This window comes from Gracilibacillus salitolerans, from assembly GCF_009650095.1.
Taxonomy (GTDB): Bacteria; Bacillota; Bacilli; order Bacillales; family Amphibacillaceae; genus Gracilibacillus; species Gracilibacillus salitolerans.
In genome coordinates, this window is record NZ_CP045915.1 from 1,510,029 (window position 1) to 1,523,240 (window position 13,212).

Here is a 13,212-nt window from a genome sequence, read left to right on the forward strand (position 1 = left end):
ACGAATGAAAAATATGTCTAATACTTTCAAGGAGATAATGCCATCACGTGCATTATCTCCATTGTTTAAGATGAAATTATTTAAAATAATGGCATTACTAGCGATCGTTATTTTCTTTTTAATTCCAATTTTAAGGCTAGTTCTACTAAGTTTTCAGGTAAATAATCAACTGTCTCTGCAAAATTATGCAGATATATTACAAGATTCGAAGACATGGACAGTGTTAATTGATACGATTTTGATTGTGATAGGTTCTACTTTTATTTCGGTAACGTTAGGCGTGTTACTAGCTTGGCTGGTCGCTTATTCAGATATACGAGCTAAGAAATGGATGCAGGTGTTTATTATTTTACCTTTTGTAATCCCATCGTATATTTCGACATTAGCGTGGACGCAATTTTTGGGAGCGAATGGTCTCTACGGGAAAATGATATCCATCTTACCCTTTTCACTGGAACCAATTAATTTGTACAGCATGGGGGGAATCATTTTCGTATTGGGATTTTCCCATTATCCATTAGTATATTTACTATCTGTCAGTGTATTTCGTAAGGTACCACGTGAAGTGGAACAGGCAGCACGTGTATCAGGTGCAAGTGGCTGGAGAACTTTTGTAAAAGTAACGGTTCCATTAGCACTTCCGGGTATAGCAAGTGGTGGTTTCCTTGCCTTCTTAGCCAATCTTGACAACTTTGGAATACCAGCTTTTTTGGGAATTCCTGCACAAATTGATGTCTTGAGCACATATATCTATCAGCAAGTCGTCGGATTTGGTCCATCCGCATTTCAAAGGGCAGCAACCCTTTCTGTTTTGCTAGGTATTATTGCATTATTCGGTATCATCCTGCAGTGGCTGTTATTAAAGAAATCGAAGATGCTGGAAACAACGGTAGAGGACAAAAAACCTCGTGTTTACCTTGGTAAATCTAGAAAATTGATTGAAATTTTATTATGGAGTTTTTTCTTGTTAACTAGTCTAGTTCCATTCATTTCGATGATGATGACCTCTTTATTATCAGCATATGGATTGGATTTTACATGGGAGAATATAAGTCTGAAAAACTACCAATTTGTACTGGATACTAGTCCGAAAGCAAAACGAGCAATTGGAAACAGTATTCAATTGGCACTTATTATCACGGTTATCGGATTGGTAATCGGAACCGCATTTGCTTATTACCGTGTGCGTAAACCAAACCGCTGGAATCAATTTTCGGAAATGGCTATTAGTTTACCTTACGCATTACCTGGAACAGTGATGGCATTATCGATGATTTTTGCCTGGATGGAACCTATACCAGGCTGGAATCCAGGGATTTACGGATCGGTTATGATTCTTTTTATTGCCTACTTTACCAGATTCTTAATCTTGCAGGTGAGGGGAAGTATTACTGCCGTGTTGCAAGTAGATGTATCGATGGAAGAAGCGGCAATGGTCAGTGGTTCGAATGGCTGGTCAAAATGGAGGCGAATTTTAATTCCGCTGTTATTACCAAGTATTTTAAGTGGTGCATTTCTTGTTTTTCTAACAGCATTAACCGAACTAACGGTTTCTTCCTTGTTATGGTCAAGTAATGTAGAAACAATCGGTGTTGTTATTTTCAGCTTTGAACAAGCCGGTTATACAACTTATTCAACGGCCTTTTCCAGTTTGATTATCGGGTTGATACTATTTGGTTTTATCAGTTTATATGTACTTCAATATTTTTGGAACAGAAAGGTGGCAAACGTCAAATGACAATAGCAATCAATCAACTAAGTAAGGAATTTGACGGTTTTCAGGCACTTAAGAAGATTGACCTGCAAGTAAGAGAAGGGGAATTTATCGCCATTTTAGGGCCTTCTGGATGTGGTAAAACCACATTACTGCGATTGTTGGCAGGTTTCCTTTCCCCGAGTGAAGGGGAGATCGTGATTGGTAATGAAACAGTTGGCAATCTACAACAAACATTACCACCTGAACGAAGGAATATTGGTATGGTTTTTCAATCCTTTGCCTTATGGCCTCATTTAAATGTAGAAGAACATATTCGTTTTCCTTTGATGCATCATCGTTTTGTATCGGATGAAATAAAAAGGAAGCAGAAAGATCGGATGAAAGAGGTATTAAAGATGGTTAATCTGGAATCATTTGCTGATCGTATGCCAACCGAGCTATCCGGTGGGCAAAAACAACGTGTAGCATTGGCTCGAGCCATTGCACCTCAACCTGATCTTTTACTGATGGATGAACCATTAAGTAATTTAGATGCTGAATTGAGAATGGAAATGCGCGGTGAAATCCAAGCTTTACATCAGCTGACAAAGGCAACGATTGTTTATGTAACACATGATCAAGGAGAAGCGTTGGCAATGGCAGACCGGATTGTTGTAATGAACCAAGGAGAAATAGAACAAATAGGTACACCAAGTGAAATTTATAGTAAACCAGAATCTCCATTTGTTGCACGTTTTGTAGGAAAAGCTAATTTAGTAGAAGGTAACTGGAACGGAAAATATTTTACCCCTTCTTTGTCTCCTGATATTCAATGGCCGGATACCGGTGTTGTTTCGGAAATGAAACAAAGAAACATTTTTCCAGTTCGACCGGAACAATTTCGATTGTCAGAAGAAAATCAAGAGGAAACTGGATTACCTGGTCTGATAACCAGTGTTCAGTTTCAGGGAAAAGAAATACACTACACTGTTCAAATAACTAATCAAACATGGACTGTTCATACTGATGTATCACAGCAATTTTCTTTAGGTGAACAGGTGTATATGCATTTGTCTGTTCCAGATAATACAGAAAACAAACACCTTAATCATCAAGCAATATAATCGCTTACATTCTATCTCTATGCTAAAATGATGCTAGATTTAATAGGAGAGGTGAAAGAGATGAAGAAGCTTGAATTAGGTAACAGTGGCTTACAAGTTAGTGAAATTTCGTTAGGCTGTATGCGTATGGATCAATTGTCCAAACAGGATGCCAACCGCGTAATTGAGAATGCTCTTGAACTAGATATTGATATGTTTGATCATGCCGATATTTATGGTGGTGGCAAATCAGAAGAGATTTTCGCTGATGCGATCAATATGAATCCATCTATTAGGGAGAAAATGGTGATTCAAACGAAATGTGGTATCCGTGACGGCTTTTTTGATTTTTCCAAAGAACATATCCTTTCCTCTGTGGAAGGTAGTTTAAAACGATTAAAGACTGATTATATTGATGTGCTTTTATTACATAGACCTGACACACTAGTTGAGCCGGAAGAGGTGGCAGAAGCATTTAATGAGTTAAAGCAAAGTGGAAAGGTTCGTCACTTTGGAGTAAGTAACCATAACCCAATGCAAATCGAATTACTGAAAAAATATGTAGAACAAGATCTGGTAGCTAACCAACTTCAATTGAGCATGATGTTTACGCCAATGATAGATGCTGGCCTTAATGTAAATATGGAGCATGATCCGGCGATTGTTCGTGATGGAGGAGTGTTGGATTACAGTCGTCTTCATAATATGACAATCCAGCCATGGTCCCCATTCCAGCATGGTTTCTTTGAGGGTGTATTTGTAGATAATGATCAATTCCCGATATTAAATGAAAAGTTACAAGAATACGCGGAGAAAAAAGGTGTCACTAAATCAGCGATTGCGATTGCATGGATCCTACGTCACCCAGCTAGAATGCAGCCTGTTGTAGGTACCATGAATCCTGAACGTTTACAAAATATTGCAAAAGCATCAGAAGTAAACCTGACTAAAGAAGAATGGTATGACTTGTATCGTGTTGCGGGGAATAAATTACCGTAGAAACAGAGAAAGGACAGCTATATCTCTAAAGTAGGTTTATGGAATACCTTAAAGCATGAATCTAAAGATAGATTCATGCTTTTTTAACGGGAAAAAGAGGATAACGAAGGCTTCTAATGTAGATTACATCTATTAAAATGTCGTCATACATCGAACTGTGGTTACTTCCATCTTAGTAACCAAATTGGTAGTATATAATAAAGGAGGCTGGCAATGGACAATACAATTAAAACTTATTTCACCCAACTAGAAGAAAAAGACCGAAACCAACAATACGAAGCCTATCAACATTTAATAGCTGAAATGAAATCTGAAGTAGATTGGGCCTATGATGTTTGGGACCAATTAGTAGAAGATTTAACTGATAATGATGCACATAAACGATCACGTGCTGCCCAATTTTTGTCTTATTTAGCCATCAGTGATCGGGAAAATAGAATTCTCGAAGATTTTGAAAAAGTCTGGCAGGTAACCTATGACGATAAATTTGTTACAGCAAGACACACCTTGCAAGTTATATGGAGAATCGGTCTAGCTGGGGAGAAACAGGAACTGCTTGTGATTGACGCTTTGGCAACTCGATATAAGACTTGTACCGATGAGAAAAACTACACATTGATCAGAAATGATATCATACAAAATTTGCATCACTTTTACTTGGAAACTCAAATAGAAAATATAAAACATATTGCAATGGAACTAATCGAGCTTGAAAATGATCCGAAGTACCAGAAGAAGTACAAAAAAATATGGAAATAAAACTACTCATAATATGTTCAATGCTTATCGAATAATTTTAGGTTTTAAGAGCATTTCTTTAAAATAAGGAATGCTCTTTTGATTTCTTGAAAAAATATCTATATTGCAATAAAAAATAATCAAAACAGTAATTATTTATTGTAAAACGATAAAAACGTGCTATAATTCAATTGAATAATAATTAAGTGAGGTGTTTTTTATGAAACAAAGTTCAACACTCTTTTTAAAGATAGCTGTTTTTCTTATTGGAACTCCAGTACTTGCTTTGTGTATATTTGGGATTGTTAAGGTAGCTAATAATCCAGTTAATCCAAATTATGCCCATATACTTTATCCTATTTTAATAGGTATGTATGTATCAGCTATCCCGTTTTACATTGCCTTGTATAAGGCTTTTAGACTTTTAAGTTATATTGACAAAAACAAAGCTTTCTCTGAAATTTCTGTTAAAGCTTTAAAGCATATAAAATATTGTGCAGTTACAATTAGCGCCCTGTATGTGGTTATGATTCCGTTTGTTTTTCTTGTAGCAGATTTAGATGATGCTCCAGGTCTTATCATAGTCGGGATGGTCCCTATTTTTGCTTCAATGGTAATTGCAGTATTCGCTGCTGTTCTTCAAAGACTTTTACAAGAGGCGATTGAGATAAAATCAGAGAATGACTTCATAGTCTGAGGTGATAAGTAATGGCAATTATAATCAATGTAGATGTGATGCTGGCTAAAAGGAAAATGAGCGTAACGGAACTTTCGGATAAGGTTGGAATCACGATGGCAAATCTTTCTATATTGAAAAATGGAAAGGCAAAGGCGATTCGATTATCTACTTTAGATGCGATTTGTAAGGCATTGGATTGTCAACCAGGGGACATTCTAGAATACAAAAACGACGAAGAAACTTTAGAATAAGGGGCATATACAAAGCAGAACATTATGTGTTTTTCCGTACAGTTCGTATAATAATGGGGAAGTAATTTGGAGGTGACAGACTTTGGATAAAAAGCAAATCAAAAAAGATATCATGGATGCGATGCATTTTCGTCATGCAACGAAAAAGTTTGATCCAAATAGAAAAATTGATGAAGAGGATTTCCGATTCATACTTGATACAGGATACTTATCTCCGAGTTCATTTGGTATAGAGCCATGGAGGTTTTTAGTTATTCAAAGTCCGGAAATGCGGGAAAAGATTAAAAACACATCATGGGGAGCAAGAGGAAAAATGGATGCCAGTCATTTCGTTATATTCCTGGCTCGAACAGCAAAGGATACCTCGTATGATGCTGACTATCTACTTGACCATTACATAAACGTACATCAGTATCCTGATGAAGCATTACAAGGTCTATTACCAATGATTGAAAACTTCCAAAAAGAAGATTTTGATTTATTGGTAGATGATCGGCGGATGTTAGACTGGTCGTCCAAGCAAACATATATTGCGCTGGCTAACATGATGACGGCAGCTGCACAAATAGGTGTTGATTCCTGTCCAATCGAAGGGTTCCCGATCAAAGAAATGAACGAATTATTACGTGAAGAGGGACTTTTAGAAGACGACAGCTTTTCGATTTCCGTGATGGCAGCATTCGGTCATCGTGTGCAGGATGCCCCAGAGAAAAGCAGACGTCCATTTGATGATATCGTGAAATTTGTATAATAACAGAAAGAGCCGTGGTTGAAACAACCACGGCTCATTTTACATATATAGAGTCGCCAACATGATCCCTAATGTCTCCTGATAAATCTCATCAAATTGACTAATCGGAAGAGGATTGACACCTGATCCTAACTCGACAGTGTAACCTGGCCTGCGAAATTCCTGTATAAACCAATCCTTGTATCCCGCAAAGCTATCAACATATTGAATGGCCTCATAGCCGCTCACACGATTATATTCTTGGACAATCGTTTCAGATGCTGGTGGTTCCATTCCCTGATACCCCCAGAAGATCACTTCTCCTTGTGTATGAAAAGCGTTCATTATTTCAAATGATCGCGCTCTCGCTAAATCAGCCATGGCGATTGCTTCTGGTTCTGATAATGGCTCGTAACCTGGGAAATCTCTTGGTGCTGGTGCATCTGGTTTTCTGGCTGCTTCTGTTTCCCATAATGCCGGGTATTGATTATTAAGATCAACCCCATTAATATTAGCCTTCCATCCGGAAAAATCAGTATTTCCATTATTAAGGGACAGCACAAAATCTTGTTGTGGACCTGCAGCTTCGGCACCGTTGATGACAAGATTAACTCCATCTGGATTAACCATCGGTACAAGAGATAGCGTATTAGTTTCAAAGTAGGTTAGCATATCTAATCCGCGTATTGGTGAGTTATTGGTTAAAGCTAATGCGTATTCGTTGAGGAACAGCATAATAACCGGGGTTGTGATCCATTCTTGCGCATGGAAAGATCCATTAATATGCTTTTGGCGTGCTCCAGTACCTATCTGTAACTCCACAATATCTCTGTCTAAGACAGAATTTCCAATCGATTGTTGCTGAATAAACGGATAAAGGTCTATTAATTGTTGAAGATCTGCAATCATTTTTTCGTATGTGTAGTTATTAACATCAGCGATAAGCGGATTCGTGACTCGCTGAGGAAGAGTAATGGTTTGACCAATTTGAAGTTGTGTTGGTTGGACATCTGGATTTATTCGGATTAAAAGGTCTACCGGAATTTGATTGGTTTGAGCGATGGACCATAAAGTATCGTTCGCTTGTATCGTATAGGAGCCAGCTTGGTAGCCTGGAATGCTTACCTCTTGCCCTATCATTAGTTGATTAGGATTAAGCTGCTGGTTAGAAGCAATAATTAAAGGGAGAGAGATTCCGAATAATTGACTGTAATACCAAAAAGAATCACCTTGTATAACTTGGATTTTCATCGATATAACCTCCGTTCTTAGCCGCTATTTCATCCTATGAACGAAACTCTTGAATCATGACAAATCGCCATTTCATCAGGTTGTGGAATGGCGATATAAATTATATTTAGAAAGCAGAAGTCCAGCCACCATCAGCAGTAATCGTAGTTCCATTTACGAATTTAGATTCCTCAGAAGCTAAGAATAACGCAACATTAGCGATTTCTTCTGGAGTTCCGACGTTTGGAATCAGACTCTGTGACAATTTCGCTCGTTCTAAACCAAACTCACTGACATTTTTCATTGATCCTTGAATATTTGTTTGAACTGCACCAGGTGCTATCGCGTTACAGCGGATGCCTTTTTGTGCATACATATGGGCTGTGTTTTTGGTTAAACCAATGACTGCATGCTTCGAAGCTGTATAGGTTGCACCAGCGTGTGCTCCGTTTAGACCACCGGAGGATGCTGTATTAATGATGATTCCTTGTCCTTTCTCTAGAAAAACAGGAATAGCTTTACGCATGGCACGCATAACAGCTTTTGTATTCACATCAAAAATTAAATCCCAACGGTCGTCGTCAATTTCAGTAACCGGTTCGAAACCGTCCATGATACCGGCATTATTCACTAAAATATCTAATGTATCAAATTCGTTGACAGCAGTATTTATCATCAGATCAATATCATCGGCATTTGCAATATTTACTTCCACTGCTTTGGCTTTTCCACCATTTTTTTCGAGTTTTTCGGCAAGATTATTCACACCATCAGCATTTAAATCAGCCAATACAACTGCTGCTCCTTCACTTGAAAATCTTTCAGCAATTGCTTTTCCCATACCAGAAGCAGCTCCGGTAACAACAGCCACTTTATCTTGTAATTGCATCCTAATTCCTCCTCGATATTATTGTTAGCGCTTACTCATAAATAAACAAATGTTTGTTAATCAACATTTGTTTACAGTATAATATAGGAAAAGTGATAAAAACAATCATCAATCGGTGCTTCATTGTTCATTACTGTACGATTTTTAACTATTTGTATATTATTTAAGAGTTAATCAACAAAAGAGGGGGAACTCTTGGTGGATAATTATCATGACAGGCGGATACGCAAATCGAAAATAGCACTGAAAAATGCATTAATATCGTTATTAAAACAGAAAAACCTGCAACAAATTACGGTAACGGAGATTGTCCAGGTAGCTGATGTAAACCGAGGTACGTTCTATAAGCATTATCAATATAAAGAAGAATTAGTAGAAGAAATGGTGGATAGCATTATTGTTGATTTAATTGATTCCTATCGCGCACCATATAAAAAAGGTGAGAATCTATCGGTGGATAATTTAAATGTCTCCGCCATAAAAATATTTGACCATGTGGAAAATCACTCCGAATTCTATGCGATTATAGCGAAATCAAATGCACTTATTGGATTACAGAGTCGTATTTGCAAGCAATTAACAGATTTAATGAGTGAAGTAGTGGAACAATCACGCGAAATAAAGGGAATCGAATTGAATTTATTGGCTAGCTACCAAGCCTATGCAATATGGGGGTTAATTATTGAATGGATTAATCAGGATTTTAAATATAGTGCTACCTATATGTCCAATCAACTGCTAACCATTCTCCAGTTTACAAGATATAGTTAAAGCGAGAGCTCTGCCCCCGCTTTAACTAAACTTTGACTGTATACGCCTGTCTAACACGAAATTACCAAATGGAATAAAGGCAACCGCAATCGCACTAAATAACCAGATAAAAGACCAGCGTACTTTAAATGTGGTGTATAATGTAAAAAGTATGTATGCAATAAACAAAGCTCCATGGATACTTCCAACAACAGTGACTACTTCCGGTAAACCCACCCAATATTTTAATGGCATTGCCAGAAAGAGTAAGATTACCAATGATGCTCCTTCAATAATACCAAGTATTCGGAATCGTTTAATATCCTTCAATATCCTGCAAATGCCCCCTTAGCTTATTGTATAATTATTATAGCAAATTTCTTGCTGCAACACACCATGTTTGATGAATTGAAGTTGGGTTTGATAATTATGAATGGCATCTTCTAATGGAAAGTCTTTTGAGAACTTTTCGATAATATTGTGGAATGTAATAGCCGAAATCATTTTCATTAATTGGAATAAATCTTCTTCCTTGTCTACTTTTAGAGAAGCTAAATCTAATTGCTCTTGGATTTGGTGAAAATGATCAATCTTTTCTTTACTAGCGAAAATACCTGATAATGACTCTTCAATTTTATAGTTCATATTTAATAGTGCATTTCGGAAAAATGTAAATTGTTCTTGTTCTTCCACGATCAGCCTGTAAAATTCAATGCAGGTATCAAATAGATTCCCATTATTACTTTGAAGAATACAAATAAACTTTTCCATTGCTAAACTTGTTTGTTGATTAAATATATAGAAATAAGCGTCTTCTTTATCAGTAAAATATTGATAAAAGCTGCCTCGGGGGATTTCTGCGTATTCAATAATTTTAGCAATCGACGCTGAAGCTAATGGAGACTTGGTAAATTCTCGATGAAGCGCGTCTAATAATTTTTGTTTCTTTTCCTTTGGTAAATTAAAAAAAGTTTCGTTAGGCACTTTTGTTACTCCTTTTTATGATTATTTAGGAATTCGAAAAAACGCAGCAGGTACAAGCATACCTTTTATTATTTATAGTGAAAAAAGTATATCTTGACGATTAGATAAACTCCTATTTTAGAAAAATGACACCTTGTCATCAAAGAGTCAATTTGGATAAATAATGAGTTAAGCGTCAAGATTTTCTGATGAATTGAATAGAAACGACATCTATTATATCGGATACAGATTGAAAATTATAAGTAAAAAATTGAAATATAGGAGTAATTGTTGCTGCAGAGCTAGACCTTACGAATAAAAAGGGAAACTTGAAAAAATAAGCAAAGATGTATATGATGAAATTATAATTTGTTTACCAAACAAACTAAAAAGGGAGGAGAACGGAAAATGAAAACATTTATAACAGAAGATTTTTTATTGTATAACGAAACAGCAAGACGTTTATATCATGAAACAGCTAAAGATTTACCGATTATTGACTATCATAACCATTTATTACAGAACGAAATTTATGAGGATAAGAATTATGAAAATATTTTCGATATATGGTTATCCGGAGACCATTACAAATGGCGTGCAATGAGAGCGAATGGGATTACCGAAGATCTCATTACGGGAGAGAAACCTGCCTATGAAAAGTTTCAAGCCTGGGCAAGAACCGTACCGAATACATTCGGCAATCCGCTATATCACTGGACCCACCTAGAATTGCTACGGTACTTTGATATAGATGAATTATTAAATGAAGATTCTGCTGCAGTTATTTGGGAAGAGGCTAATGCGAAATTACAATCACCGGAACTATCGGTGAGATCGATTTTAGCAAAAGATAAGGTTGAATTAGTCGGAACAACTGATGATCCAACTGATGATTTAGCTTATCATGCAAAATTAAAAGAAGAAGGCTTTCAGACCCGTGTAACTCCATCCTTCAGGCCTGATAAAGGTTTAGCAATTGAGAAGGAAGACTTTCTAGCTTGGATTAATAAACTGGAAGAAGTATGTGATATGTCAATCGATCATTATGAAGCGTTTTTGCAAGCGTTGGAAAATCGTGTGAAGTTCTTTGATGAAATGGGTTGCCGTAGCTCTGATCATGGTATTAATGTCATGTTTTACGAAGAGGCAAGCAAGGAAGAGGTTGCTGCTATTTTTGAAAAGCGTCTTACAGGACAATCACTATCCGAAAAAGAAGTCAGTCAATTTAGAACATTTACGTTAATCCAATTAGGGGAATGGTATGCAGAGAAAGGCTGGGCGATGCAACTGCACATCGGGCCACAGCGTAACAATAATACGAAAATGTTCGAGCGTGTCGGACCTGATGCTGGATTTGATTCATTAGGCGACAAGTTACTGGCAGAACCATTAAATAAATTTTTGGATGCATTAGATGTGCAAGATAACTTGCCCAAAACGATTCTTTATACGTTAAATGCACGAGATAATGAAGTATTGGCTGCTACTGCTGGAAACTTCCAAAATGCAGAGGTTCCTGGGAAGATACAATTCGGTACGGCATGGTGGTTTAACGATCATATCGATGGGATGGAATATCAAATGAAAACCTTAGCAAACTTTGGATTAATACGTCATTTTATCGGGATGTTAACGGATTCCAGAAGCTTCTTGTCCTTCTCACGTCACGAATATTTCCGCCGCATTCTTTGTAATGTGATTGGAACATGGGCAGAGCAAGGAAAAGTACCGAAGGATATGGATCTGTTAAAGCAATATGTTGCAGATATTTGCTATAACAATGCAAAACGATATTTTCATTTATAACGGTGCTAATCGTCCGTAAAACCCCCACTGAGAGAAGTCTCAATTATAGAATAAGCAGTTTTAACCATAAGAAAAAAGTGCGGATCTTTAAAGAATTTCGCACTTTTTTCGTGTTATTGATTAATGGAATTGTTTGTCTCAGATAGTGTTAATCGTGGCAGATCAAGGAAATGTTGAATACCCATCGCGCATGCCCCAACAACACCAGCTTTTGCACCAAGTCCGGAAATGACAATATCCCGGTAATGAGACACTGAAGAGACCAAATGTTTTTTGATTTCTTCAAGCGCATGCGGATATGCCTTCAGAATCGGACTGTTTAAAACGATCATTTCGGGGTTATATAGATTAATCACATTATTTAATCCAATGGTTAAATCCGCAATCCATTTATTCAATTCTTCCATAACTTCTTGATTTCCTTCATTTAATAGCCTTTTTATATCTGAATGTGTCTTTATTTCTGTTTCTAATTGGTTATTAGCATTTTCAAAAAAGATTGGTTCAGATGCGTAACGTTCCCAACAGCCTTCATTACCACAACGACAAGGTTTGCCTTTAGGGTAAACGATCATATGTCCCATTTCACCAGCATGTCCATGGTAACCTTTATGCAATTCCCCATTTATAATAATGCCTGCTCCAATTCCGGAAGAGAGATTAATATTTAATAAGTTATCACTTTTATGGTAATTAAATATTTTTTCCGCATAGGCAGAAAGATTGGCATTATTTTCAACAGAGACATTGTTTACACCCAATTTTTCCAAATCGCCCAGAATATTTTTATCATGCCATTGATAACGAGGGATAAAATGAATGTTACCATCATTAGAGACAGTACCATGGATGGCGATCATGCTATGTACTAAGCCATATCGAGCATCCATATATTTTTTCTCATATTTCTTAATTTGTACTGCAATAAGCTTAACAATTTCTTCATAGACATCCGTCTGTAAATCGATTTTTTCATATGTTACGGTATCACCTTTTAAATCTGTGATATTAAACAAGATATAGTCGCGATCCAGATCGATCCCTAGGAAATAAGCCGCTTTTTCATTAATGGATAATAGGATCGGCCGCCTACCAACCGTATTATGTTCTTCTTGTGTTTCATAAATTAATTCTTCATCTAATAAATCATTCACTTGAACAGAAACAGTTGCTTTGTTTAAACCTATGATTTTCGAAAGGTTTGCACGTGAAATTTTGTAATGTTCAAATATTTCCGTCAAAATATAACTGCGATTAATCTTTTTGATGTAGGCCCCATCACCAGTAAGCATGTGCTAACCCCCATATTTTTCTATATTTGTTTGGGAAACAAACTAATGTTATAGATATTATATCAAATAATAGAACAAATGATAGT

At 36.6% G+C, this 13,212-nt stretch carries 14 protein-coding genes; 9 read left to right on the forward strand and 5 right to left on the reverse strand.

What is annotated here, in order from left to right:
• Positions 1–4 precede the first annotated feature (4 nt).
• The 7 genes from GI584_RS07120 to GI584_RS07150 all read left to right on the forward strand — a co-directional run bounded on the left by GI584_RS07120 (position 5) and on the right by GI584_RS07150 (position 6,217).
• Complete coding sequence (locus GI584_RS07120) at positions 5–1,738, forward strand: ABC transporter permease (RefSeq protein WP_153790774.1); 1,734 nt, start codon at positions 5–7, stop codon at positions 1,736–1,738.
• Positions 1,735–2,820: an ABC transporter ATP-binding protein gene (locus tag GI584_RS07125; RefSeq protein ID WP_153790775.1), complete on the forward strand. Its 1,086-nt coding sequence runs from the start codon at positions 1,735–1,737 to the stop codon at positions 2,818–2,820. The genes GI584_RS07120 and GI584_RS07125 overlap by 4 nt, the downstream gene beginning before the upstream one ends.
• A 60-nt stretch (positions 2,821–2,880) precedes the next feature.
• Positions 2,881–3,798: an aldo/keto reductase gene (locus GI584_RS07130; protein WP_100361335.1), complete on the forward strand. Its 918-nt coding sequence runs from the start codon at positions 2,881–2,883 to the stop codon at positions 3,796–3,798.
• A gap of 213 nt (positions 3,799–4,011) precedes the next feature.
• On the forward strand, positions 4,012–4,557 hold the full coding sequence (locus GI584_RS07135; RefSeq protein WP_100361334.1) for a hypothetical protein: 546 nt from the start codon (positions 4,012–4,014) through the stop codon (positions 4,555–4,557).
• Positions 4,558–4,756: 199 nt separating this feature from the next.
• Complete coding sequence (locus tag GI584_RS07140; protein WP_153790776.1) at positions 4,757–5,233, forward strand: DUF2975 domain-containing protein; 477 nt, start codon at positions 4,757–4,759, stop codon at positions 5,231–5,233.
• Positions 5,234–5,244: 11 nt separating this feature from the next.
• Complete coding sequence (locus tag GI584_RS07145; protein WP_100361332.1) at positions 5,245–5,466, forward strand: helix-turn-helix domain-containing protein; 222 nt, start codon at positions 5,245–5,247, stop codon at positions 5,464–5,466.
• Between the two features lie 112 nt (positions 5,467–5,578).
• Entirely contained in the window at positions 5,579–6,217 is a 639-nt protein-coding gene (locus GI584_RS07150; RefSeq protein WP_153792939.1) for an NAD(P)H-dependent oxidoreductase, read from the forward strand.
• A 39-nt stretch (positions 6,218–6,256) separates the two neighbouring features.
• Here GI584_RS07150 and GI584_RS07155 read toward each other — a convergent pair whose 3' ends face one another.
• Together GI584_RS07155 and GI584_RS07160 are read right to left on the reverse strand one after the other, a co-directional pair.
• Entirely contained in the window at positions 6,257–7,447 is a 1,191-nt protein-coding gene (locus GI584_RS07155; RefSeq protein ID WP_100361331.1) for a M14 family metallopeptidase, read from the reverse strand.
• Between the two features lie 106 nt (positions 7,448–7,553).
• Positions 7,554–8,315, reverse strand: coding sequence for an SDR family oxidoreductase (locus tag GI584_RS07160; RefSeq protein WP_153790777.1), 762 nt, complete (start codon positions 8,313–8,315; stop codon positions 7,554–7,556).
• Between the two features lie 198 nt (positions 8,316–8,513).
• Here GI584_RS07160 and GI584_RS07165 point away from each other — a divergent pair, with 198 nt between their 5' ends.
• Positions 8,514–9,086, forward strand: coding sequence for a TetR/AcrR family transcriptional regulator (locus GI584_RS07165; RefSeq protein ID WP_153790778.1), 573 nt, complete (start codon positions 8,514–8,516; stop codon positions 9,084–9,086).
• Positions 9,087–9,107: 21 nt separating this feature from the next.
• Here the strand turns inward: GI584_RS07165 and GI584_RS07170 are convergent, their stop codons facing one another.
• Complete coding sequence (locus GI584_RS07170) at positions 9,108–9,395, reverse strand: DUF3817 domain-containing protein (RefSeq protein ID WP_153790779.1); 288 nt, start codon at positions 9,393–9,395, stop codon at positions 9,108–9,110.
• An 18-nt stretch (positions 9,396–9,413) separates the two neighbouring features.
• On the reverse strand, positions 9,414–10,049 hold the full coding sequence (locus GI584_RS07175) for a TetR/AcrR family transcriptional regulator (protein ID WP_100361327.1): 636 nt from the start codon (positions 10,047–10,049) through the stop codon (positions 9,414–9,416).
• A 387-nt stretch (positions 10,050–10,436) separates the two neighbouring features.
• Here GI584_RS07175 and uxaC point away from each other — a divergent pair, with 387 nt between their 5' ends.
• On the forward strand, positions 10,437–11,834 hold the full coding sequence (gene uxaC / locus GI584_RS07180) for a glucuronate isomerase (RefSeq protein ID WP_153790780.1): 1,398 nt from the start codon (positions 10,437–10,439) through the stop codon (positions 11,832–11,834).
• 113 nt (positions 11,835–11,947) lie between these two features.
• Here the strand turns inward: uxaC and GI584_RS07185 are convergent, their stop codons facing one another.
• Positions 11,948–13,126 (reverse strand): ROK family protein, encoded by a 1,179-nt coding sequence (locus GI584_RS07185; RefSeq protein WP_100361325.1) that lies wholly within the window; start codon positions 13,124–13,126, stop codon positions 11,948–11,950.
• Positions 13,127–13,212 lie beyond the last annotated feature (86 nt).

What these genes read in the sequence shown, in the direction of transcription:
- GI584_RS07120 (WP_153790774.1), top strand. Translation starts at nt 5, where the DNA reads ATGAAAAATATGTCTAATACTTTCAAGGAGATAATGCCATCACGTGCA.
- GI584_RS07125 (WP_153790775.1), top strand. Translation starts at nt 1,735, where the DNA reads ATGACAATAGCAATCAATCAACTAAGTAAGGAATTTGACGGTTTTCAG.
- GI584_RS07130 (WP_100361335.1), top strand. Translation starts at nt 2,881, where the DNA reads ATGAAGAAGCTTGAATTAGGTAACAGTGGCTTACAAGTTAGTGAAATT.
- GI584_RS07135 (WP_100361334.1), top strand. Translation starts at nt 4,012, where the DNA reads ATGGACAATACAATTAAAACTTATTTCACCCAACTAGAAGAAAAAGAC.
- GI584_RS07140 (WP_153790776.1), top strand. Translation starts at nt 4,757, where the DNA reads ATGAAACAAAGTTCAACACTCTTTTTAAAGATAGCTGTTTTTCTTATT.
- GI584_RS07145 (WP_100361332.1), top strand. Translation starts at nt 5,245, where the DNA reads ATGGCAATTATAATCAATGTAGATGTGATGCTGGCTAAAAGGAAAATG.
- GI584_RS07150 (WP_153792939.1), top strand. Translation starts at nt 5,579, where the DNA reads ATGGATGCGATGCATTTTCGTCATGCAACGAAAAAGTTTGATCCAAAT.
- GI584_RS07155 (WP_100361331.1), bottom strand. Translation starts at nt 7,447, where the DNA reads ATGAAAATCCAAGTTATACAAGGTGATTCTTTTTGGTATTACAGTCAA.
- GI584_RS07160 (WP_153790777.1), bottom strand. Translation starts at nt 8,315, where the DNA reads ATGCAATTACAAGATAAAGTGGCTGTTGTTACCGGAGCTGCTTCTGGT.
- uxaC (WP_153790780.1), top strand. Translation starts at nt 10,437, where the DNA reads ATGAAAACATTTATAACAGAAGATTTTTTATTGTATAACGAAACAGCA.
- GI584_RS07185 (WP_100361325.1), bottom strand. Translation starts at nt 13,126, where the DNA reads ATGCTTACTGGTGATGGGGCCTACATCAAAAAGATTAATCGCAGTTAT.